The 22,002-nt window shown below is 62.6% G+C and carries 17 protein-coding genes and 2 tRNA genes; 7 read left to right on the top strand and 12 right to left on the bottom strand.

All coding sequences use genetic code 11. From position 1 onward, the window contains the following. Nucleotides 1-117: 117 nt before the first annotated feature. The 3 genes from ACWGTO_RS07440 to ACWGTO_RS07450 all read right to left on the bottom strand — a co-directional run bounded on the left by ACWGTO_RS07440 (nt 118) and on the right by ACWGTO_RS07450 (nt 6,564). The gene (locus ACWGTO_RS07440; RefSeq protein ID WP_454574219.1) at nt 118-3,420 is read right to left on the bottom strand and encodes an SPOR domain-containing protein; all 3,303 of its coding nucleotides are present in this window, start codon (nt 3,418-3,420) and stop codon (nt 118-120) included. A 103-nt stretch (nt 3,421-3,523) separates the two neighbouring features. Then, complete coding sequence (gene argS, locus ACWGTO_RS07445) at nt 3,524-5,287, bottom strand: arginine--tRNA ligase (protein WP_454574220.1); 1,764 nt, start codon at nt 5,285-5,287, stop codon at nt 3,524-3,526. 62 nt (nt 5,288-5,349) lie between these two features. Next, nucleotides 5,350-6,564 carry a deoxyguanosinetriphosphate triphosphohydrolase gene (locus ACWGTO_RS07450; protein WP_454574221.1) on the bottom strand — a complete coding sequence of 405 codons (1,215 nt, stop codon included), beginning with the start codon at nt 6,562-6,564 and terminating at the stop codon, nt 5,350-5,352. Between the two features lie 76 nt (nt 6,565-6,640). Here ACWGTO_RS07450 and erpA point away from each other — a divergent pair, with 76 nt between their 5' ends. From erpA to ACWGTO_RS07470, 4 genes are all read left to right on the top strand, one after another. Continuing rightward, nucleotides 6,641-6,988, top strand: a complete 348-nt coding sequence (gene erpA, locus ACWGTO_RS07455) for an iron-sulfur cluster insertion protein ErpA (RefSeq protein ID WP_027050337.1) — start codon at nt 6,641-6,643, stop codon at nt 6,986-6,988. A 4-nt stretch (nt 6,989-6,992) separates the two neighbouring features. Next, nucleotides 6,993-7,385, top strand: coding sequence for a VOC family protein (locus ACWGTO_RS07460; RefSeq protein WP_454574222.1), 393 nt, complete (start codon nt 6,993-6,995; stop codon nt 7,383-7,385). A gap of 8 nt (nt 7,386-7,393) precedes the next feature. Continuing rightward, nucleotides 7,394-8,188, top strand: coding sequence for an exodeoxyribonuclease III (gene xth / locus ACWGTO_RS07465; protein WP_454574223.1), 795 nt, complete (start codon nt 7,394-7,396; stop codon nt 8,186-8,188). Between the two features lie 116 nt (nt 8,189-8,304). Further along, a complete protein-coding gene (locus tag ACWGTO_RS07470; protein WP_454574224.1) occupies nt 8,305-8,559 on the top strand; it encodes a hypothetical protein in 255 nt (84 codons plus the stop codon). A gap of 197 nt (nt 8,560-8,756) precedes the next feature. Here ACWGTO_RS07470 and ACWGTO_RS07475 read toward each other — a convergent pair whose 3' ends face one another. The 9 genes from ACWGTO_RS07475 to ACWGTO_RS07515 all read right to left on the bottom strand — a co-directional run bounded on the left by ACWGTO_RS07475 (nt 8,757) and on the right by ACWGTO_RS07515 (nt 20,587). Then, the gene (locus ACWGTO_RS07475; RefSeq protein WP_112564806.1) at nt 8,757-9,581 is read right to left on the bottom strand and encodes a tetratricopeptide repeat protein; all 825 of its coding nucleotides are present in this window, start codon (nt 9,579-9,581) and stop codon (nt 8,757-8,759) included. Further along, nucleotides 9,568-11,292, bottom strand: coding sequence for a dihydroxy-acid dehydratase (gene ilvD, locus ACWGTO_RS07480; RefSeq protein ID WP_454574225.1), 1,725 nt, complete (start codon nt 11,290-11,292; stop codon nt 9,568-9,570). Before ilvD ends, ACWGTO_RS07475 begins: the two co-directional genes overlap by 14 nt. 287 nt (nt 11,293-11,579) lie before the next feature. Next, a complete protein-coding gene (locus tag ACWGTO_RS07485) occupies nt 11,580-12,815 on the bottom strand; it encodes an outer membrane protein transport protein (RefSeq protein ID WP_454574226.1) in 1,236 nt (411 codons plus the stop codon). 358 nt (nt 12,816-13,173) lie between these two features. Next, nucleotides 13,174-15,957: a valine--tRNA ligase gene (locus ACWGTO_RS07490; RefSeq protein WP_454574227.1), complete on the bottom strand. Its 2,784-nt coding sequence runs from the start codon at nt 15,955-15,957 to the stop codon at nt 13,174-13,176. Between the two features lie 224 nt (nt 15,958-16,181). Then, the gene (locus ACWGTO_RS07495; protein ID WP_454574228.1) at nt 16,182-17,084 is read right to left on the bottom strand and encodes a PopZ family protein; all 903 of its coding nucleotides are present in this window, start codon (nt 17,082-17,084) and stop codon (nt 16,182-16,184) included. Nucleotides 17,085-17,454: 370 nt separating this feature from the next. Then, nucleotides 17,455-18,843, bottom strand: coding sequence for a TolC family outer membrane protein (locus tag ACWGTO_RS07500; protein ID WP_454574229.1), 1,389 nt, complete (start codon nt 18,841-18,843; stop codon nt 17,455-17,457). Between the two features lie 185 nt (nt 18,844-19,028). Then, nucleotides 19,029-19,703, bottom strand: a complete 675-nt coding sequence (locus ACWGTO_RS07505) for a protein-L-isoaspartate O-methyltransferase family protein (RefSeq protein ID WP_454574230.1) — start codon at nt 19,701-19,703, stop codon at nt 19,029-19,031. Between the two features lie 109 nt (nt 19,704-19,812). Continuing rightward, a tRNA-Cys gene (locus ACWGTO_RS07510) sits at nt 19,813-19,886 on the bottom strand. A gap of 440 nt (nt 19,887-20,326) precedes the next feature. Continuing rightward, complete coding sequence (locus ACWGTO_RS07515) at nt 20,327-20,587, bottom strand: hypothetical protein (RefSeq protein WP_454574231.1); 261 nt, start codon at nt 20,585-20,587, stop codon at nt 20,327-20,329. Between the two features lie 230 nt (nt 20,588-20,817). Between ACWGTO_RS07515 and ACWGTO_RS07520 the strand changes: the two genes are divergently transcribed. The 3 genes from ACWGTO_RS07520 to ACWGTO_RS07530 all read left to right on the top strand — a co-directional run bounded on the left by ACWGTO_RS07520 (nt 20,818) and on the right by ACWGTO_RS07530 (nt 21,980). Beyond that, nucleotides 20,818-20,892: transfer RNA gene (locus tag ACWGTO_RS07520), tRNA-Asn, on the top strand. Between the two features lie 174 nt (nt 20,893-21,066). Then, the gene (locus ACWGTO_RS07525) at nt 21,067-21,417 is read left to right on the top strand and encodes a Rap1a/Tai family immunity protein (RefSeq protein ID WP_454574232.1); all 351 of its coding nucleotides are present in this window, start codon (nt 21,067-21,069) and stop codon (nt 21,415-21,417) included. Then, entirely contained in the window at nt 21,408-21,980 is a 573-nt protein-coding gene (locus tag ACWGTO_RS07530; protein ID WP_454574233.1) for a hypothetical protein, read from the top strand. Before ACWGTO_RS07525 ends, ACWGTO_RS07530 begins: the two co-directional genes overlap by 10 nt. The last annotated feature ends 22 nt before the right edge of the window (nt 21,981-22,002 follow it).

Genomic DNA, 22,002 nt, shown 5'->3' on the forward strand with positions numbered 1-22,002 from the left:
CTTCGCGCGGTCAAAGGGAATCACCCCGGGCCGTAAGCGCCTGAACCCCTCGTCCATCCACATGAAAAAGCCGGCGCGCCCCTTGGGAACGTGCCGGCTTCGATGATTGGTCAGGTCTTAGCGCGACACGAAGCAGTTGCCACCGGCAGCCTTGTAGCTGGTGCACAGATTGATCGCATCGTTGCGCGACTGCGCCGGGACGCGGACACGGTAGAAAGTGCCCTTGCCGGCGATCTCCGCCTTGACGATGTTGGCGGTGCGACCAGCGAGCACATTGCCATAGCGGCGCTGCAGGTCGGCATAGTTGGCCTGGGCGCTTTCGACCGTCGGCTGCGAAGCAATCTGCATGGACCACGAACCGCCTGATGTCGCAGCCGTCGCCGGAATAGAGGCAACCTGGTCCGGCTTGACCTCGCCGACCACGTCGACCGGCTGATCGGACGGGCGCTGCGGCGCCACTGCAACCGTCTGCGGCGTGTTGGCGGACTGCGTCTCAACCTTCGGTGCAGCCGCCGGCTTCACCGGCTTGACCGGCTTGGCGGTTTCGGCACCAGCCTGGTCGCCATTTGCCTGATCGGCGGCCGGCGCCACGGTGCCGGTCTGCTCGGCATCACCTGACGGTGCGACGTGCTGCGGCGCCGGGTCAAGCGGCTCGGCCGCCGCAATTTGCGGTGCGGCCGGCGTCGGATCCTCGCGTGCCACCAGCGAGCCGTCGGGCTTGACCACCATGGTCCGCACCTTGCGCGGGGCAACGGCGACCGTATCGGGGTTCTTGTCCGCTTCCTGCAGAACCTGCGCGATGCGGTCCTCGGACTTGGGTGCCGGTGCCACAGCCGCGTCGGGGTTGCCGGCGGCGTCGGTGCCAGGGGCAGCATCGGTATCGTCGGGTGAAAGATCGACGACGCGGCTTTCCGGCTCCTGCGCCTTCACATCGACCGGCTCTTCGGTGTTGGTGACCAGCTTCTCCTGCACCGGCTCGGCCGGCTTGGTGCCCTTGGCGACCGCGTCATAGACCTTGTTGTCCTGGTTCGGCACCACGGCGCCGCCGGGATTTTCCGGCTTGACCTTGATCGGTGTGTTGTCGGCCTTGACGATCACCGGAGCGTCGCTGCCGCCCTTGCCGCCAAAGGACAGGGCAAAGGCGCCAAGGCCACCTGCAATCGCCACCGCAGCAACGATCCCGGCGACCAGCAGGCCGCTCCTGCGCGGCCTTGCAGCTTCCTGCTCGGCCAGGCCCGGCACCGCCATCGCCTCGTCCAGGTCCGGATCATAGTCGAGCTCGTCGACCGCGAAATCGTCAGCCTGCAAAACCGGCCGGTTGCCCGGCAGATCCTTCATATCGAAGCCGCCGGCGGCACCAGTATAGGCAGGTTGCGCTGCGGCCACAGGCGCTTCTGCCGGCCGCGCCGCATAGGCGCGCTGGTCGAGCTCGTGGCCAGAACTGAAGCCGGAGCTGTAGGACTCGTCGTCATAAGCAGCGCTGCGCGTGGCCGCAGGCGGCGGCGCCGCTTCCACCGCATTCATGTCGGTGAGCAGACCGGCGAATTCGGCGTCGATATCGTCGTAGGCCGCCGGCTCGTCTTCCTGGAAGCTGAGCTCGGGAATGTCGAGGTCGTCGGCGATCGCCACCACACGCTCCGGCACATCGACCGTCTCGACATCCGGCATCTCGTCATAAGCCGAAAGCGGCGCCTCGCGCGTTGGCGCCGGCGCCACAAAGGCGGCAGCGACGGGCTGGTCGCGATAGGTTGGCGCTGCCGCCGGCGGCATCGAAGGCTTTTCTTCAAACGAAGCTTGAGGCGGCGCTGCAAAAGAAGGTTGCGGCTGCTCTGCGAAAGAAGGGTTGGCGGGGGTCGGGGTCACGCGGCTCCACGAACGCGCCGGCTCCGGCGGTGTCGAGCGCCAGTCGCCAGTAACCGGTGCGGCTGTGTCGTCATCACCGAGATCTATGCCCTTGGCCAAGGCCGCATCGAAGGCATGATCGTCGAACTCGATCTCGGGCTCCTGGCCCTCAAGTTCCCCCGCAAGCAGATCACCGAAATCGGCATCGTTCCGGGCCGCGTCGGCCTGAGGAGCCTGCGCAGGGGCGTGTTCGTCCAGATCCCAATCGAGATTATCGGCTGGAGCCGCGGGAGCCGCAGCGGACCGCTGCACCGGCACGACAGGCTCATGGGCTCTTGTGGGCTCGATGACTGGCACCGGCCTTGGTGTGGTCATCGCGCCAAGCAGCGCGTTGAGTTCATCTTCCAAAGTCCGCTCGTCAGCGGCCGGCGCGGCCGGGGTCGCCTCAACGACTGGCGCCACAACAGCGGGCGCCACATAAGCGGGCGCGACTGGGGCTGGCTGCACCGGAGCGGCGACGACCTCGGCAACCGGCTCTTGGTCGGCAACCGCATCGTCGATGCTCAGATCGAAATCGTCGAATGCCTCATGTTCGGCCTCATGGGAGGGGCCGGCCTCCGCAGTCCACGCCGGCGTCTCATCGGCTTCCGGCGCGTCCATCTCAACCGGCGCGCTGGCCTCGAGATCACTGACATCCAGATCGCGCTCTTCCGGATCCTCGGCTTCAACGGGCTGAGCTTCGAACGCCTGAGGCTCGAAATCCTGGGCGGCGAAATCCATGTCGACGTCGGCCATTGCGTCTTCGAAATGACCGGCAAAGCCCTCATCGGCAACCGCGTGGTCGCCGGCGTCGACGACATGAACCGGGGCCTCGGCTGCCGGAACGGCATAGTGCTCCTGCGCCGGCACATTTCTGTCCAGCGTCAACTCGTCTTCCAGCGACAGCGAGACGGCATTGTCGAAATCATCGTCGAATGCGACGTCGTCGGCAGGCGCGGCAACTTCGGCGACATGGGCTACATCACCCGTCGCATCGTCGTCGAGCAGCAATCCCTGCTCGAGCGAAGCGGCAAGCTCGTCGTCCATCGGCAGGTCGTCTTCGAGCGGTGACACGTTTTCCAGCGACCTGGCGACAGCAGTGTCGAAATCGTCATCGAATACAGGTTCTTCGAACGCGGGCTCGACGGCAACCGCCGCAGCCTGCGGGAGAACGCCAAAATCATGATCCGCAGCATCGTCGAACACGAAATCATGGTCCAGCGAAGCGGCGAGCGCATCGTCCATCGCGGCATCGGCGGTTTCGAAAGCCGGCTCGCGAATCTCGGCGGCAGGCTGGTGAACCTCGGGAGCCGGCTGGCTGACCTCCATGGAAGTGAGGTCGTCGCCGAATTCGCCCATCAACTCCTTCTCGAGGTCGATTTCGAAATCACCCTCGTCCGCAGCCTTCTCGACGGCTGGCGCCTGTGGCTTGACCGGCTGGCGCGGATCGAAACCCATGATCCTGGTCAGTTCCGCGAACGGATCATCCTGGTCGATGTCGTTGTTGTCGGCTGCTCTCAGCTGGGTTCTGTCTGCCATTATTGTTCCCGAACTCGCACTCATTCGGACGCCATGGACGTCGCGTAGGGTTGGCCCTTACCAGCGCAATGTGGGCAAATGGTGACAGGTGTTTTAGTCAAACCTAACGCATTTCGGCGGGCGCATCAGCCCCAATCAGCGTCAGGCCGGAGGTCAAAACATCCGAAACAGCCTGCACCAGCCCTAGTCTGGCATGAGTCAATTGTCGGTCGTTAACCTTAACAAAACGTAAGTCTGGATTCTCGGTGCCCCGATTCCAGTGCCCATGGAAGCTGGAGGCGAGATCGTAGAGGTAGAATGCCAGCCTGTGCGGCTCCAGCGCAAGAGCCGCTGATTCAATCAGCCGGGGATATTCGGCCAGCTTCCGGATCAGCCCGATCTCGCCCTCATCGGTCAGCGACGCCGACGCCTCCGCCAGGCTTTTGCGGTCGAAATTGGCCTCGCCCAGCTGCTCGCTCGCCTGCCGGAACACCGAATGGCAGCGCGCCGAGGCGTACTGCACGTAGAACACCGGATTATCCTTCGACTGCTCGGTCACCTTGGCGAAGTCGAAGTCGAGCGGCGCATCGCTCTTGCGGTAAAGCATCATGAAGCGGATCGCATCGCGACCGACCTCCTCCACCACTTCGCGCAGTGTGACGAAGTCGCCCGAGCGCTTCGACATCCGAATCGGTTCGCCATCGCGAAACAGCTTCACCAGATTGCACAGCAGCACGGTCAGCTTGAGCTTGAGATCATCACCTGCAATCGCCCGCGCCAAGGCTTCCAGCCGTTTGACATAGCCGCCATGGTCGGCGCCCAGCACATAGATCAGGTCGACAAAGCCGCGATCGACCTTGTCCTTGAGATAGGCGACGTCGGCGGCGAAATAGGTGAACAAGCCGTCGGACTTGACCAGCGCCCGGTCCATGTCGTCGCCGACCGCGGTCGAGCGGAACAGAGTCTGCTCGCGGTCTTCCCAGTCGTCCGGCTTTTCGCCCTTGGGCGGCGGCAGCTTGCCCTTGTAGATATGGCCCTTCAGCGTCAGATCGTTGATCGCCGAGCGGATCTTCCTGGCGTTGTCAGCATGCAGCGTGCGCTCGGAGAAGAACACATCGTGATGCACGTTGAGCAGCGCCAGATCCGAGCGGATCATCGCCATCATCGCATCGATGGTACGGTCCTTGACGATGGCCAGCGCCTCGTCATCCGGCATCTGCAACAGCTTGCGGCCGAATTCAGCAACCAGCGCCTCGCCGACCGGAACCAGATAATCGCCGGGGTAGAGACCAGCCGGTATCTCGCCAATGTCGTCGCCGAGCGCTTCGCGGTAGCGCAGGAAGGCCGAACGCCCGAGCACGTCGATCTGCGAGCCGGCGTCGTTGATGATGTATTCCTTGGTCACGTCGTAGCCGGCGAAGGCCATCAGATTGGCCAGCGTGTCGCCGACCACCGCACCCCGGCAATGGCCGACATGCATCGGCCCGGTGGGGTTGGCCGAGACATACTCGACATTGGTCTTGCGGCCACCACCGATGGTCGAGCGGCCATAGTTGCGGCCCTGCCCGAGCAGCGCGGTCAGATGCGCCTGCCAGAAAGCGTCCTTGAGCTTGAGATTGACGAAGCCGGGACCGGCGACGTCGGCCCCGACAACATCGGCGTCGCTGCGCAGCACCTCCACCAGCCGCTCGGCCAGCGCGCGCGGGTTCTGCCCGGTGGGCTTGGCCAGCACCATCGCCGCATTGGTGGCGAGATCGCCATGGCTGGCGTCGCGCGGCGGCTCGACGGCAATGCGCGACAGGTCGGGCGTAGCGCCATTACTGTCTTTCAAATCAAGCGCTTCGACGGCTTTTGTGATTCGCGCGCTGAAATCGGCGAAGATATTCATGGGTCTTGCTCTGGCGGACTGTGCAGGAGAACCGGCTCGTTGGCCGGCAAATCGCGCCCGCCCTAGCTTAAATCGGGCGTATGGTCAAACAGACGGCGGTGTTCCTTCAAGGCGTAGGTGTCGGTCATCCCCGCCAGGAAATCGGCAACGCTGCGCGCCTTGATACGGTCTTCGGCCCGGTCGAGCCCCTCACGCCAGCCATCCGGCATGGCGCGTGGATCGGCGAAATAGACGTCGAACAGGTCGCGCACGATCTGCTCGGCATCACCGCGCACGCGCATCACCTCATCATGCCTGTAGAGGTGCTTGTAGAGAAACGCCTTCAATTCCTTCTCGGTCGCCGCCATCCCGGCGGAAAACGTCACCATCGTCTCGCCCGCCGCCCGCACCGCTTCAGCGCTGTCAGGCTTGATGCGCTCCAAATTGGCGGTGGTCGAAACGATGACGTCCTCGACCATCATAGTGATCTGCCGGCGCATCAGCTCATGGCCGGTGCGCACATCGTCAAGGCCGGGATAGCGCGCACGCACGCCCGCGAGGATCGATCCCGGCAGGGCAACCTCCTCCAGCATGTCCAGCGTCAGGAAGCCGGAGCGCAGGCCGTCATCTATATCATGGGTATTGTAGGCAATGTCGTCGGCGATCGCCGCGCACTGCGCCTCGATACCGGCGAAACGGTCGAGTTCGAGGTCGTGCAGCTGCGAATAGTCCCGGATCGCCTGCGGCACCGGGCCTTTGAGGCCTTTTCCCTTGGCGTCGGTCAGCGGGCCATTGTGCTTGACTAGGCCTTCCAGCGTTTCCCAGGTCAGGTTCAGCCCGTCGAACTCGGCATAGCGCCGTTCCAGCCGCGTCACCACGCGCAGCGACTGGGCATTGTGGTCGAAGCCGCCCCATTGGGTCATTCGCTCGTTCAGCGCGTCCTCGCCGGTATGGCCGAACGGCGTGTGGCCGAAATCGTGGACCAGGGCGACCGCCTCGGCCAGATCCTCATCGCCGCGCAGCGCCCGCGCCAGAGCGCGCGCAATCTGCGCCACCTCGATCGAATGCGTCAGGCGGGTGCGATAGTGGTCGCCTTCATGCGCCACGAACACCTGTGTCTTGTGCTTCAGCCGGCGGAACGCGGTGGAATGGATGATGCGGTCGCGGTCGCGCTGGAACGGTGTGCGCGTCGGACTCTCGACCTCGTCATAGAGCCGCCCGCGCGACTTGGCGGGATCGCTGGCATAGGCTGCGCGCGGCCGATAGCCGAACCCAATGTCGCCAAGCTCATTTGTCATGGCTGATGCCGCCGCAGTTGACTTGCCCCTTCCCGCTTCATACCTATCATGTGAAACCGAAAGCAAGGTGACGCCCATGGGCGCTGATGCCAAGACTGCCATGAAAGTCGAAATGACCGAGTCCGCCGCCAGGCGGATCGCGAAAATCGTCTCTGGCGAAGCCGGCAAGACGGCCCTGCGCGTCTCCGTCGAAGGCGGCGGCTGCTCCGGCTTTTCCTACAAGTTCGATCTGGTCGACACGCGCAATGACGACGACGTCGCCATCGAGAAGGACGGCGCCACCGTGCTGATCGACGATCTGTCGCTGGTCTATATGGGAGGCTCGGTCATCGACTTCGTCGACGATCTGATGGGCCAGTCGTTTCAGATCCGCAACCCCAATGCAGTCGCCTCCTGCGGCTGCGGCACCAGCTTTTCCATCTAGTCAGATGCCTGCCATCGGCGCGGTCCGTCAGGTCGCCCTGTCGGCCGGGCGCGATCTCGATGTCACGCTGGCATTCTGGCGCGATGTGCTCGGCCTGGGAGTTCACGCCCGATACGATCCGCCCGGAATGGCCTTTATTATGGCCGGCGACGTGCGCCTGCTGTTCACCGATGGCGTGCCGGCAGGAACCGTCTATCTCGATATTGTGGGCCTCGAAACCTTCCACGCCGAGGCGAAAGCATCCGGCGTTCCCTTCACCGCACCGCCTGCACTCGTCCACAACGATGCCGAAGGCACGTTCGGTCCAGCGGGGGAAAGCGAGTGGATGGCCTTTCTAAAGGACCCGGCAGGCAATACGATCGGACTTGTCGAACGTCTCCCGCCTGAACACCTCTGAGGCTGCCCATGAAAATCGTCACCTGGAACATCAACGGCGTTCGCGCCCGCATCGGCAACCTCACTCATTGGCTGACCGAGAGCCAGCCCGACATCGTCTGCCTGCAGGAGATCAAGACGGTCGACGAGCAGTTCCCACGCGCCGAGATCGAGGCGCTGGGCTACAATGTCGAAACCCATGGCCAGAAGGGTTTCAATGGCGTCGCTCTGCTGTCGAAGCTGCCGTTCGACGAGGTCATAAGGGGCCTGCCGGGCGACGACGCGGATGAGCAGGCGCGCTTCATCGAGGGCGTGTTCTCGACCGACCAGGGCGCGCTGCGCGTCGCCTCGCTCTATCTGCCGAACGGCAATCCGATCGATGACGAGAAGAAATTCCCCTACAAGCTGTCGTGGATGGACCGGCTGCATCGCTGGGCCGAGCAGCGCCTGCTTCTGGAAGAGGCGCTGGTGCTCGCCGGTGACTACAATGTCATCCCCGAGCCGATCGACGCACGCTTCCCCGAGAACTGGCTGGGCGATGCGCTGTTCCAGCCGCAGACCCGGCAGGCCTTCCGCCGACTGAAGAACCTCGGCTTCACCGAGGCGGTGCGCGCCGTCACCGACACGGCCGATGTCTACACCTTCTGGGATTATCAGGCCGGCGCCTGGCAGAAGAACAACGGCATTCGCATCGACCATCTGCTGTTGTCGCCCGAGGCCGCCAACCGCTTTTCCTCGGCCTCGATCGAAAAGCACGTGCGCGCCTGGGAAAAACCCTCCGACCATGTGCCGGTGGCGATCGATCTGGCGCTGCAGCCGGCCTGAGATCAGCCGAAACCCTGATATCGCCACAATCGCGCCATTCAGTCGGACATCAGCATGGCGGCTGGGGTTCCATGACCATACGATTCCTTCTTTGTCCGATCGGCCTGGCAATTGCCATGGCTGCACCTGCAGCCGCCCTGGCCGACCAGGAGTGCCTGGCCAATGGCAAGTCCTACCAGATAGGCCAGGTCGCATGCCTGACGGTTTCCGACCAGAGCCACATGGCCCGCTGCGACCTGGTGCTCAACAACACCTCCTGGACGAAGATTGGCGACACCTGTCCTGACAGCACGATGAAGCCTCACCTGCACGTCACGCCGATCTCGATGCCGATACACAGAGCGGCGCGGGCGGAACCCACCGAGAACTGAGAAGCTGCTGATCTCCCCACTTGTGGGGGAGATGGCCGGCAGGCCAGAGGGGGGCGTGAAGAAATGCTACTTCTCGTCCAGCCTACAAAGTGCCGAGCACTACCCAACTGCAACTTGCAATAGCTTGAAAAGCCGGCGGGACAGCGCCCCCCTCTGCCCTGCCGGGCATCTCCCCCACAAGGGGGGAGATGGCTATTTCACTGGTCGCCGCCGCCCTTGGTCAGGATGTCGTCAGCCAGCGATATGGCGGTGCGGCGGTCGGCTTCGCCGGCGGCGGCAAACGCCTCTTCCTGCATGCCGCGGATCCACGGCTGGTCGGCCGGCGAGGCGCGTTCGAGCGCGGCCGTCATCATGGCCAGCCCGCGCACGATCTTGCCGCTCTGGAACAAAAGATTGCCGAGCGTCGCCTGGGCGCCGGCATGGCCTTTTTCGGCGGCGAGCTGGAACCAGCGGCCGGCCTGCTTGACGCTGGCCTTCACGCCGCCCTCGCCCTTCAGGAACATCTGGCCCATCTCGAACTGGGCGTTCGGATTGCGGTAGTTGGCGGCTGCGCGCATGTAATATTCCTGCGCTGCGACCTCGTTTTCCTCGACCGGGCTGCCGGGAATGCCCGTCCTGAGATAGTCGCCCAGCGCCACCAGCGCGTCGGAGACATAGCTTTCCTCCGGCGATCCCGGCTCGACATCCTGGTCTACGATCTCGGAGAAGAATTTGAAAGCCGCATAGTCGTCGCGGGTCACGCCGTCGCCTTCTGCATACATGCGCGCGAGCTTCCAGGTGGCGCCTATCTGGCCGTTCTCGGCGGCGTATTTATACGCCTCGACCGCCTGTTCCTTGTGGCCGCTCTTGTAGGCGGAGAAGCCGAACTGGAACACGGCCCACGGGCTCGATTGCGGCTTTACGCCGGTCTTGTCGTCGAACACCTTGTCGTCGAAGGCCATGGCCTGGCCCACGGCGCCAAAGATCGCAACAGCGACCAGTGCCGGAAGGACAGACGACCTCAACAACTCAGATATCCGCATAGCAATGTGTTTCTTTGGCACCGCCGGGATGGGTGACCGCGCCGTCGCGGGCGGGCCCCACCGTCTGTGCGTATTTCCAGATCGCGCCCGACTGATAATCGGTCGTGCGCGCCTTCCAGGTCTTCGCCCTCGTTGCCAGTTCAGCCTCGGACAGATCGACCTCGATCGCGCCTTTGGTTGCATCGATCGAGATCACATCGCCGTCTTTCAACAGCCCGATCGGTCCGCCAACGGCAGCTTCGGGTCCGACATGGCCGATGCAGAAGCCGCGCGTCGCGCCCGAAAACCGGCCGTCGGTGATGAGGGCCACCTTGCCTCCCATGCCCTGGCCGTAGAGAGCCGCCGTCGTCGACAGCATCTCGCGCATGCCCGGGCCGCCGCGCGGACCTTCGTAGCGGATGACGAGAACCTCGCCTTCCCGGTAGTTGCGGTGCGTGACCGCCTCGAAACATTCCTCTTCCGAATCGAAACAGCGTGCCGGGCCTGAGAATTTCAGCTCCGTCATGCCCGCGACCTTCACGATCGCACCCTCGGGGGCAAGGTTACCCTTCAAGCCCACGACACCGCCGGTTTGGGTGATTGGTCGGTTGGCGGGACGGACCACATCCTGGCTATCATTCCAGACAACGTGCTCCATGTTTTCGGCCAAAGTACGGCCGGTCACGGTCAGGCAGTCGCCATGCAGATAGCCGTGGTCGAGCAGTGTCTTCATCAGCAGCGGAATGCCGCCGGCCTCGAACATGTCCTTGGCGACATATTTGCCGCCCGGCTTGAGGTCGGCGATGTAGGGCGTCTTCTCGAAAATCGCCGCGACGTCGAACAGGTCGAACTTGATGCCTGCCTCATGCGCGATCGCCGGCAGGTGCAACGCCGCATTGGTCGAGCCGCCGGTGGCCGACACCACCGTCGCCGCGTTTTCCAGCGCCTTCAGCGTGACGATGTCGCGCGGCCGGATGTTTTTGGCGACCAGCTCCATGATCTTTTCGCCGGAGGCGAAATTGAAGCGGTCGCGCATTTCGTAAGGCGCCGGCGCACCGCAGGAATAGGGCAGCGCCAGGCCGATCGCCTCGGCGACGGTGGCCATGGTGTTGGCGGTGAACTGGGCGCCGCAGGAGCCGGCCGACGGACAGGCCGCCTGTTCGATCTCAAGCAGCTCAGCATCGCTGACCGCTCCGACCGAGTGCTGGCCGACCGCCTCGAACACATCCTGCACGGTGATCTGCCGGCCGCGATAGCTGCCGGGCAGGATCGAGCCGCCATAGATGAAGATCGATGGCACATTGAGCCGAACCATGGCCATCATCATGCCGGGCAGCGACTTGTCGCAGCCGGCAAGGCCGACCAGCGCATCGTAGCAATGGCCGCGCATGGTGAGTTCGACCGAATCGGCGATGACATCGCGCGACACCAGCGACGACTTCATGCCCTGGTGGCCCATGGCAATGCCGTCGGTGACGGTGATAGTGCAGAATTCACGTGGCGTGCCGTTGGCGGCCGCGACGCCCTTCTTGACCACTTGTGCCTGTCGCATCAGCGAGATGTTGCAGGGCGCGGCTTCGTTCCAGCAGGAGGCGACACCGACCAGCGGCTGCGCGATCTCGGCTGCCGAAAGGCCCATGGCATAGAGATAGGAACGGTGCGGCGCACGCGCCGGGCCGACGGTCACATGGCGGCTAGGCAGCTTGGCCTTGGAAATGACTCTGGCGTCCATACTCTTCCTTGCCGGGCGGTGCGGCCTGCCTCATCGCCGAGCCTTCTGGCGCGTGTCCCGAGACAAATTCGAGGTGCGCCGGGTTTATGGCGGGAAATGGGCAATTTGGTCGGGAGGAACCGTAGCGCGGGGGTTGTTCAGAAACTGTTGCCAAAACGTCACAATCGCGAGAGGGGCATTAGTGCGGTTATATGCAACGCAGCTTGGATGACGGAGGCATCGGCAGTGCCAATCCAAAAGAAAAAGGCCGGGCATTGCCCGGCCTTTTCATTCGACTTTCCAGAGGCTTAGAACTTGATCTTGAGGCCGCCCGAAATCGCCGTGACCAGATCGTTGCCGAAGTCGTAGCTGACTTCCTCGCCTGCCACATAGCCGTTTTCGCCATTCACTGTTCCCGAATGGCCGCTGGTCAGCACGCCGATCGCACCGGCCAGACGAACCTCTATGTTGGGCTTGGGCGTGTAGGCGACGCCGCCGCCGACTGTCCAGGTATCGGTCTGCGAGCCATAGCCGTGAGAGGTGCCGCGATCCCAGGAAAGCTGGCCGGCCGCACTCCAGTCATCGTTGAACTTGTGGCCAATGCCGCCGGTGACGGTCCAGCCGTCACGATACATCAGGTCCAGCGAGGTGATCTGGGCTGAATGCAGGGCATCACCGGTAACGCACAGCGCAGAGGGAGTGCCCTGGACGCAAATCGGAACACTCTGCAGCAGGCTCCAGTTGACCCACTTGAGCGAGCCGAAGGCGAGCCAGCCGGGCGCAATGCCCGACTGCAACTTCAATTCGACCGTGTCCGGCATGTACTCCGTCGCGCCGTAGATCGGCAGCACGACAAGGCCAACATGCGTCAAGTCCAGCGTGCCCGAGATGTTGTCGAGCTTGACCCGCGAATTGTAGACGAGGCTGGCGCGCAGCGCGATTTCTGGGATTTCATAGGCAAGGCCGGCGCGCCAGCCCCAGCCGGTCCCCTTGAGATCAACACGGCCGGTTCCCTGGAAACCCGGCACCAGCGGTGACACCAGGTCTTCCTTGAAGCCATAGACTTCCTGGTAATAGACGCCGCCTATGAAGCGAACCTGGCCTTTGCCGGCATCCATCTTGTAAGAACAAGTGCCGGCGTAGTTGTTGCTCTTGATGTCCGTTTCCATGTTGGACTCGGCACCAGCCCACAGACCCGGATTTGTGTGCGCGCCCCACGGCTGGGAATAGTCGAACATGCAGTCGACCCCCTTGACGACCTCGGCCTTGACGCCGATTCGCGGCACCCAGTAGCTCTTGCTGTCTTTCGCAGTGCTGCCCAGGAATGTAAGATTGCCGTCACTCGGATCGGTATCGACCGCGTTCTTGAGCTTGCGCTCTGGCATCACATAAGTCGCCTCGGCTTCCGTGGCGAACGGAGCTGGATCAAACAGAAGGTCTATGTCGTAGCCACCGCGCTCAATGCCGCCGGCATGCACGGAACCGATCAAGCCCAGCGAAAAACACCCCGCCCCCAGCAGTGTTTTCAAACGCAAATTGTTCATGGATGTCCTCCCCGAATTCGAGTGCGTCAAGCTAGAACCAATTCAGGTTAACGGTGCAACAATGAAATCACATAGCGTACACGTACACTCTTGCGGACCGCATTTCGAACACAGTGGCGGCCTGGCCAGCAGGTCCAAAAATGGCCATTTGGGAGGCACATTAGGAAAGAAATCAGAAAGAAACGCTTAAAACGGCACGAAATCCGGCTGTTTTGCCGGCATTCCTCCCGATTGTTACATTATGGCAACAATGGGGCTGAAACTTTCCGTTTACGTCAATATTAACGCAACGGAATGCCTGTTTTTTGGGCAAAAGAGCCGTCGCGAAGCGCTTGTCGGCGCCCCGCGAATCCGGTGCTCAACCGGCGTCGCGCACCCTGGTCAACGCCACCGAGAGCTTCTCCTGCTGATCGCGGTATTCGTCGAGTTTTTCGCGCTCGGCTGCGACGATCTCTTCCGGCGCGCTGGCGACGAATCGTTCGTTCGACAGCTTCTTGTGCAGCCGCGCGATCTCCTCGGTCACCTTGGCCAGTTCCTTCTGCAGCCGCACCGCCTCGGCGGAAAGATCTATCAGGCTGCCGAGCGGCAAGCAGATTGTCGCCTCGTTGAGCACGATCTGGGCCGAGCCCTTGGGTGCGGCGTCCTGCAGCGAGATATCGCCGACCCGCGCCAGCCGCTTGATGGCGGAGGCATGGCGTTCCAGCCTCTGGTGGGTCTCGGCGCTGGCGCCGACCACCACCAGCGGCGCGATCGCCGCCGGCGGCACGTTCATCTCCGAGCGCACGGAGCGGATGCCGGAGACGAGATCAACCAGCCAGTTGATGTCGGCGGCTGCATCGGCGTCCTCGAAATCCGGTGACGGCCAGGCGGCGTGGCAAAGCAGCGAGTCGCGCGTCCTGCCCTCGCCTGCCGTCTGCGCCCACAATTCCTCGGTCATGAACGGCATCATCGGGTGAAGCAGCTTGTAGATTTCGTCGAGCACGAAGGCGACGCAGGCGCGGCTTTCCGCCTTGGCCGCCTCGTCGGCGCCCATGAACACCGGCTTCAACAGTTCCAGATACCAGTCGCAGAACAGGTTCCAGACAAAGCGGTAGGCAGCGCCCGCAGCTTCGTTGAAGCGGTATGAGGTGATGCCCTCGGTGATCGCGTGCGACGCCCTGGTCAGCTCTGTCAGGATCCAGCGGTTGACCGCCAGCTTGGCGTCGTTCAGCCAGAAATCATCATTGCGCGCGACCTCGTTCATCTCGGCAAAGCGCGTCGCGTTCCACAGCTTGGTGCCGAAATTGCGGTAGCCGGCAATGCGCGCCGGATCGAGCTTCACATCGCGCCCTTGTGCGGCCATCACCGTCAGGGTGAAGCGCAGCGCGTCGGCGCCAAACTCGTCGATGAGGTCGAGCGGATCGATGACGTTGCCTTTCGACTTCGACATTTTCTGCCCGTTCTTGTCGCGCACCAGCGCGTGCACATAGACGGTGTGGAACGGCTCCTCGTGCATGAAGTGCAGGCCCATCATCATCATCCGGGCGACCCAGAAGAAGATGATGTCGAAGCCGGTCACGAGCACATCGGTCTGGTAATAGGTCTTCAACTCGGGCGTGTGATCCGGCCAGCCCAGCGTCGAGAACGGCCACAGCGCCGAGGAGAACCAGGTGTCGAGCACATCCTCGTCACGGGTCAGGATTTCGCCCGGCTCGAAATTCTCGAGCTTTTCCTCGACCCAGGCCTTCCAAGGCCCTTCCAGCGCCAGGTAATATTCGATAGCGGCGCCCAGCGCCTCTTCCTCGGTCTTCTCGACGAAGACGCGCCCGTCCGGCCCGTACCAGGCCGGGATCTGGTGACCCCACCACAGCTGGCGCGAAATGCACCAAGGCTGGATGTTCTCCATCCAGTCGAAATAGGTCTTTTCCCAGTTCTTCGGCACGAAATTGGTACGGCCCTCGCGCACCGAGGCGATCGCCGGCTTGGCCAGCTCGGCGGCATTGGCATACCATTGCTCGGTCAGGAACGGCTCGATCGGCACGCCGCCGCGGTCGCCATGCGGCACGGCGTGGCGATGCGGCTCGACCTTGTCGAGAAAGCCGCCGGCCTCCATCAGCTCGACAACCTTCTTGCGGGCAACGAAACGATCAAGGCCGTCGAGCTCATCCCAGACGGCCTGGCGCTCCGGCGTCACCTCAAGACCGGCGAGGAAGTCCTCATTATCCCTCAGTTTGATGGCGGCCTCGACGGTCAGGATGTTGATTGCCGGCAGCTTGTGGCGCTTGCCGACTTCGAAATCGTTGAAGTCGTGCGCCGGCGTGATCTTGACCGCGCCGGAGCCTTTTTCCGGATCGGAGTACTCGTCCGCCACGACTGGGATTTTCCGGCCGACGATCGGCAGCACGACATTCCTGCCGACCAGATGCCGGTAGCGTTCGTCATCGGGATGCACGGCAACCGCCGTGTCGCCCAGCATCGTCTCCGGGCGTGTCGTCGCCACGGTGATAAAGGTCGCAGGGTTTTCCGGATCGTACGTCTCGCCTTCGACGGGATAGCGGAAATGCCAGAGGTTGCCGTTGACCTCCTGCTGCTCGACCTCCAGATCGGAGATCGCCGTCAAGAGCTTGGGGTCCCAGTTCACAAGGCGCTTGTCCTTGTAGATCAGCCCTTGTTTGTAGAGCGTGACGAACACTTCGAGCACGGCCTTCGACAGGCCCTCATCCATGGTGAAGCGTTCGCGCGACCAGTCCGCCGAGGCGCCGAGCCGCTTCAACTGGTTGAAAATGGCGCCGCCGGACTCGGCTTTCCACTCCCAGACCTTTTCGATGAACTGTTCACGGGTGAGATCGCGGCGGTGGATCTGCTTTTCCATCAACTGGCGTTCGACCACCATCTGCGTGGCGATGCCGGCATGGTCCATGCCGGGCTGCCACAGCACGTTCTTGCCGCGCATGCGTTCGAAGCGCACGAGGATGTCCTGCAGCGTGTTGTTGAGCGCATGCCCCATATGCAGCGAGCCGGTGACGTTCGGCGGCGGGATGACGATGGTGAAGGCCTCGGCCCCCTCCTCCGAACCTGCCCCGGCACGGAAGGCGTCCGCCTCTTCCCAGATTTTGGCGATCTTCGGCTCGACGGTCTTGGCGTCGTAGGTCTTTTCAAGCATGGGAAAATGGTCCGCGCTGTCGGGATTTTGCTGGTTCGGTGTAAATCGGAAGGTTTTGGCCAAGTCAACCGCGGGCGGCCAACGGTACCAGCCATTAGATAGGGCGGCATGGATCGAGGCAACAGGTCCGGGTGCCGCCTTGGCCACAAGGCCAGGCTCTACCTGACCGCAACGAAAAAGCGCCGCCCAAGGGCAGCGCTTTGATCCGGAGTAGGTTGCGATCCCTACTGCGCGCCGCGCGCGACGCGCTCGATTTCCTCGCGCACCAGGCGCTCGACCAGCGTCGGCAGGTTATTGTCCAGCCAATCCTGCAGCATCGGCCGCAACATCTCCTCTGCCATCTCGTCGAAAGTCTTCTTGCTGCGGCTGGCAAAGGCGTCGGAGAGCTCGCCGAAGGCTGCGGCGACCTGTCGTCCTGTGTGTTCCGAAACGATCGCCGGGCGAACCGGCAGTGCATCTGCCTGGTTCGCCTGCTCGCCGCGCGAAGGACTATGCTCGAAAGTCGGCTCGGTCGCGAGATCGTCCTCGAAAGCCTCGATCTCGGCTGCTGCAGCCTGCCGCTCCCCGGTCTCTTGCGGCTTGATCTCTTGCGGACTGTTTTCCAGCGGCTTGGCCACATCGGCGGGCTTTGGCTGGCTGCCGACGGCGGCAATTTCGCGCCGCCAATCGGTAACAATCGTATCGGTGGTTTCCGCCTTCGGCCCGGCCGGCGCTTCTGCTGTGGCCGCCGGAGCAGACTCGCTGGCGATTCTGGCGCTCACTTCCGCCAGGGTCATCGGTGCATGCGCGGGGGGCGCGACGGTCGTAGGACCAGGATTTACCGGCGTGGCGGGCTTCACCGGAGCGGGCTCGGAACGCGGCTCCAGCCGCGTCACTACAGGTTCGGCCAGTTGGGCGTGCACCTCGGCCAGCGTCACCGGCTTCTTGCTTTCTGCCGCGCTGTGCAGCTCGCTGCGGAAGGCCTCGACATCCGAGGCCGACCCGGCGGCGGGCGCTAGGTCCTGGCGCAACTCATCGCCGTCACCCGGCTGTTTGCGGCCGGTGTCGCTGTCTTCGATGATCCTCCTGATGGAAGCCAGTATTTCTTCCATGGAAGGTTCGCGCTGCGCGCTGCTTGCCGTCGCCATCGTCACATCCGCCGCCCCGCGCATGACCCCGAAAATCGGTTCGATTTTCGGACAGGATCATGCGCAAAATCCAAGTGCTACAGCGTCCTTGCGCGTCCAATCGGACGCGCGGCGCTGTAGTGACCCGTTCCAAGATTCCTTGTCCGGCAAAGCCGGGCACGAATCATGGCGATAGCGTAGCCGACGGATTGCCATCCGAGAATCCCCAATCTCAGGAGACGCGGGATTTCAACAATTTAGACATGGCTCCGAACCAAAGCCCTTCTTTCGGAAAAGATCTGTCGGTACGAAAGGATAGCGCCGCGCATCCCTGTGGATGCGCGGCGCTGCAACACTTCAATCCTGGGGGATTTAATCCGTCTGGACGCGATCAGCGGCCGTCAGGCGTGCGCAGGCCGATCCACTTGTCCTTGACGGCGATATAGTGCTCTTCAGGCTTGTACTTCGTCACCTGCAAAGCCAGGCGATCGACCGACAGTCGGCCCATGGCCGAAAGGATGGCGTAGCTCGCGACCACCACATCGCGCTCGGAGCTGGCGAGGTCGATCTTGGCCGAGATGACGGCGTTCTGCGCATTCAACACGTCGAGTGTGGTGCGCTGGCCGACATTGCGCTCTTCGATGACGCCGTTGAGCGCCAATTGCGCGGCGGCGATCACCTGACGGTTGGCGTCAACGCTTTCCTGCGCCGAGGTGTACTGCGTCCATGCCGAAGTGACGGCCTGGCGGACCTGATCACGGCTGACGTCGACCTCGATCCGAGCCTGGCTAAGCGATTCCTTCGATTGGCGGACCAGGGCCGAGGTGCGGCCGCCCGAATAGATGGGAATGGTCAGTGTCGCACCGATGTTGGCGGAACGGGTGGTGCCATTCTGTGACGTCAAGGTTTCCGGCGAGTTCTTGGAGTAGTCGTCCGAAACGCCGGCGGAAGCGGAAAGCTGCGGCAGCAGCGCGCCTTCGTGCGACTTCACTTGAAATGCGGCTGCGTCGACCAGATGCTCGGTAGAAAGAATGGCCGGATGTTCGGTCGCCGCGATGTCGATCGCCGCATCGAGACTCCTCGGCAAAAGCTTCGCCAATGGGGACGCCGCCTTGAGCTTGCCCGGATCGTCGCCGACGATCTGGCGGTAGGTAGCGGCGCTGGCCAGCGCCTGTGCGCGGGCAGCACTCAACTGCGCCACCGCGGCCGAGCGCGAGGCGTCGGCCTGCGCCACGTCGGTGCGCGTACCTTCGCCGACCTCGAAGCGCGAGCGCGCCGCGCGCGCCTGCTCGGTCAGGAACTGCAAATTCTGTTCCGTGAGCACCGCCACCTGACGGTCATGGATGACATCCATGTAGGCGCTTGCCGCGTTGAACAACGTATTCTCTTCGGTGTTGCGCAGGCTCTCGACCGACGCCTTGACCTGCGCCTCGGCTGCCGCGACGTTGTTCTTGGTCTGAAACCCGTCAAATAGCATCTGATTGATGGCGACGCCGAAGCTCCCTGTTGTCAGACGAGTGCCGGCGTTTGAACCGTTGAGGTGCCGGCTGGCGTAGCCGACGTCCGCACTCCCGGTAATGACCGGCCTGTATCCCGACTTGGCGATCGCCACGCCCTCATCGGTGACGCGCACGCCCGCACGAGCGGAGTTCAGTGACGAATTGTTCTGGTAGGCCTTGGAAAGCGCGCCGAGAATGGTTTCCGCGGAGGCGGCTATCGGCGAGAGCGCTGTCGCGGAAATGAGGACGGTAACAAAAAAGCTCTTGGCTAAGGACGGCACTTTAAATCCCTCATTCGTTTTGCACGGGAACCACGCCACGCCAGCCCATCCCAAGGGATCAGCCAGCGCCGCGTCGATTATCGTTCCCCCGCTGACGGCCTCCCGAAACACCGGTTAACCAAATCAGCAACGATTGTCCAATCGCAAGCCAACATGACAGCGTCTTTGCTGCAAGGCAAAATCACTTAGAATTCGAACGCGTGAATGCGTTCAAATCCCGGTAGTGGCTTAATTGCCGCATTAAATGCCCGTCTTCCGGTTACAACCCCCCCTGCTTTGAAAAAAAGCCGGGCCACACCCGCATTGCCCTGCCCTTCGACAACCACCAGACGGCCGCCTTCGGCGAGTTGGCCTAGCAGTGCCGCCGGCACTTCCTCGACGCTGCCGCCAACGAGAATCACATTGTATGGCGCCTTGGCGGCATGACCTTGGGGCAGTGGCCCGGTGACCACGGCGACATTGTCGCAGCCCTGCGCCGAGAGTGCGGCCTTGGCCGTTTCTGCCAATCCGGTATCGCTTTCCAGCGCAATAACGGACTTTGCCAGTCTGGACAGCAGCGCCGCGGAGTAGCCGGTGCCGCAACCGACATCGAGCACCGAATCGCCGGCGCTGATCTCGGCCAGTTGCAAAAGCTTGGCCAGCGGCGAAGGCTCCATGAGGAAGCGCGCACCGCTGCCATCGCCGCCGTCGGAGATGCAGATATCCTCGTCAATATAGGCAAGAGGCTGTTGCGTTGCCCCGACAAAGGCCTCGCGCGGAACCGCAAGCATGGCATCGAGCAATGCTGCGTCGGTCACATCGGTGGTGCGGACTTGGCCGTCGACCATCTTGACGCGAAGTTCGGAGAAATCAGCGCTCATGTCCCAACCAATCCGTCAAAAACCAATGCGCTGAAATGCGCTTGCCGCGCCAACACTGCGGCGCATTCGACCGGAACTCAAGCCCCCGCCGCGCGGGAGCTGAAGCAACTGGAGGCCTCGCCCGGAATCGAACCGGGGTGCAAGGATTTGCAGTCCTCTGCGTAACCACTCCGCCACGAGGCCTCGTCGCTCCCGGCGAGCGAACTCAATATGGTGGCGACGAAAGGTCGTCAAGCGTTCGTGCAGCATTCCGGCGCGCTTTCCGCGTCAGCCTCCCTAACGTGGTTCCCGAGCGGTTTAACCGCTTGGCGGAGCGGTATATCAGCGGCCCACTAAGCACGACTGCCTGGCAGGCGAAACTCCCACCTGCACCTTTACTTAGCGGGATATGGAGGTAGCCCATGCCAAGGCCGCGGCGGACTGGACAACAGCGTTTCGCGCAGATTGTCGCTGTTGCGCTGCGAATAGCTTGTGCGATACGCGCTCGACCGCCTCTCCATCGAGGGAGCAAACCGGCTTTCGCCGCACGATCGCGCGACTGGCTTCCGCCGCCGCCGTCCTCAAGGAAATCTGCGAGGGGCTGGAAAGGCGCAGCGGCCGCTGAGCCGGCCCCCCAACGCTTTTCAGTTCGGTCGGCGCCGCCGTTCCCACCAGACGACGAACCGCCGCCGCTGGCGGCGCACCGCGGAAAATTCGTAGGAAAGCACCAAAAGGCCGAGCGGAATCATCCAGAAGCCGAGAATCGGCAGGAAGCCGAGAATGCCGAAAAACACCAGGACGATACCGATCGCGATCCTGAGGCCGCGTGAGCGCGGCATGGTAAACTCGCGGCCGAACACCGAGATTTTGCGCGCCGCTGCCTGGTTTTCGCCTGCTGTAGTCATGTCGAAAGTCGATCCGGTTGCCGTCAGTAAAGCCATACGTCGTAAAGGCTGCCATCACCTTTTGGTTCCGCCGACCAAGGCCAGGCGGCAGCCCAGACGGCTCATATGTGGTGTTCTCAGACGATTGCCAGAAACCATTGCATGAAAAAGCGCTAAAAAATGCGAAATGCTTCTTTGCAAAGCCGAAACGGGTTTGCTATAGGCTGCGCCACTCACATGAGAGCCTCTGTTCCCCGGTAGCTCAGTGGTAGAGCAACCGGCTGTTAACCGGTTGGTCGCTGGTTCGAATCCGGCCCGGGGAGCCAACATTTTCAAGGCTTTAGGTGAGTTTTATCCTCCCGTCGAAACGTCCATTACGCGCCTGGGGCAACGCCTGGGGCAACATCGAAGCTGTGGGATAAGCCGAGAGCGTTCTTGCACTCCTTTCCCTTCGCGCGCGAGAAAAGAGCCCGGTCGGGTAGAGGGAGGGCTTTCAGGTTATGAAAAAGGCTGCAGCGGCACTCCTGCTATCGACGTTCTGGACCGGCACAGCCAATGCCAACTTTTTCAGCGGGAACCAGCTTCACGACTTCTGCACTTCATCGCCAGCCTATGCGCGAGGTTACATTCTTGGCGCGGTCGACATGAACGGTATCAACCTAGGAGTGATCGACCAAGCCACCGGGCAGTCGGTGATAGGCAAAAAATTCATCTGTATTCCGACGGGCGCTATGGACAGTCAGGTTGGCGACTTAGCTTGTCGATACCTGGCGGCACACCCCGAGGATCGGCAGTTGCCCGCGCCTATTTTGATTTACCGGTCGTTGCTGGAGGTTTGGAAATGCCCGTGACCGGTGTACCGTCAGAAGCCGCCGGTCTATCTCCCGAGGTGTGGTTTCCTGTAGTCACCTTAGTGGCCGGCGCACTTATAGGTGCCTTCACCCAAATCTTGACCGATCGCCGCACGGCTCATCGTGAACGGATCGCGCGGCTGGAGCAACGGCAAGACGCAGCGCGAACTCGACGGATCGAGTTTCAGCGGGTGACACTATTGGAACTCCAGGACCGCGCTGGCGACCTTGCCAGATCTGCCGCCAAGACGTTCTTGGCTGACGAGGCGGCTCATCGAGAGACAGGAGTTTGGCGGCAAAACCTCGTGGGCGAAGACGTGAGCAACGAATTCTTCATCGCCCAAACCACGGTTGTAAAACTGAGAGAGCGGGTCCTCGACGATCAGGTTCGCGAACTGACCACCAAGCTCCGAGATGCTTGCGTGAACACGGAGCAGGCCAGAAGCAAGGATAATGCTTTCCGATGGCTTAGCCAGGTTTCGGACCTACTGCGCACCCTCAACGTACGGATCGGCGAGGAACTCCGTTCATTGGACAGCATAGAAGACGAGTATACAAAATGACTTCGCCCGCCACCGTGAGGCA

This window comes from Mesorhizobium sp. PL10, assembly GCF_053714315.1.

Coding starts and splice junctions, on each gene's coding strand:
- ACWGTO_RS07475 (WP_112564806.1), bottom strand. CDS start 9,581: ATGCGGATATCTGAGTTGTTGAGGTCGTCTGTCCTTCCGGCACTGGTC.
- ilvD (WP_454574225.1), bottom strand. CDS start 11,292: ATGGACGCCAGAGTCATTTCCAAGGCCAAGCTGCCTAGCCGCCATGTG.
- ACWGTO_RS07515 (WP_454574231.1), bottom strand. CDS start 20,587: ATGACTACAGCAGGCGAAAACCAGGCAGCGGCGCGCAAAATCTCGGTG.
- ACWGTO_RS07530 (WP_454574233.1), top strand. CDS start 21,408: ATGCCCGTGACCGGTGTACCGTCAGAAGCCGCCGGTCTATCTCCCGAG.
- ACWGTO_RS07450 (WP_454574221.1), bottom strand. CDS start 6,564: ATGACAAATGAGCTTGGCGACATTGGGTTCGGCTATCGGCCGCGCGCA.
- ACWGTO_RS07460 (WP_454574222.1), top strand. CDS start 6,993: ATGCCTGCCATCGGCGCGGTCCGTCAGGTCGCCCTGTCGGCCGGGCGC.
- ACWGTO_RS07470 (WP_454574224.1), top strand. CDS start 8,305: ATGGCTGCACCTGCAGCCGCCCTGGCCGACCAGGAGTGCCTGGCCAAT.
- ACWGTO_RS07505 (WP_454574230.1), bottom strand. CDS start 19,703: ATGAGCGCTGATTTCTCCGAACTTCGCGTCAAGATGGTCGACGGCCAA.
- ACWGTO_RS07485 (WP_454574226.1), bottom strand. CDS start 12,815: ATGAACAATTTGCGTTTGAAAACACTGCTGGGGGCGGGGTGTTTTTCG.
- ACWGTO_RS07490 (WP_454574227.1), bottom strand. CDS start 15,957: ATGCTTGAAAAGACCTACGACGCCAAGACCGTCGAGCCGAAGATCGCC.
- ACWGTO_RS07440 (WP_454574219.1), bottom strand. CDS start 3,420: ATGGCAGACAGAACCCAGCTGAGAGCAGCCGACAACAACGACATCGAC.
- ACWGTO_RS07525 (WP_454574232.1), top strand. CDS start 21,067: ATGAAAAAGGCTGCAGCGGCACTCCTGCTATCGACGTTCTGGACCGGC.
- argS (WP_454574220.1), bottom strand. CDS start 5,287: ATGAATATCTTCGCCGATTTCAGCGCGCGAATCACAAAAGCCGTCGAA.
- xth (WP_454574223.1), top strand. CDS start 7,394: ATGAAAATCGTCACCTGGAACATCAACGGCGTTCGCGCCCGCATCGGC.
- erpA (WP_027050337.1), top strand. CDS start 6,641: ATGGGCGCTGATGCCAAGACTGCCATGAAAGTCGAAATGACCGAGTCC.
- ACWGTO_RS07495 (WP_454574228.1), bottom strand. CDS start 17,084: ATGGCGACGGCAAGCAGCGCGCAGCGCGAACCTTCCATGGAAGAAATA.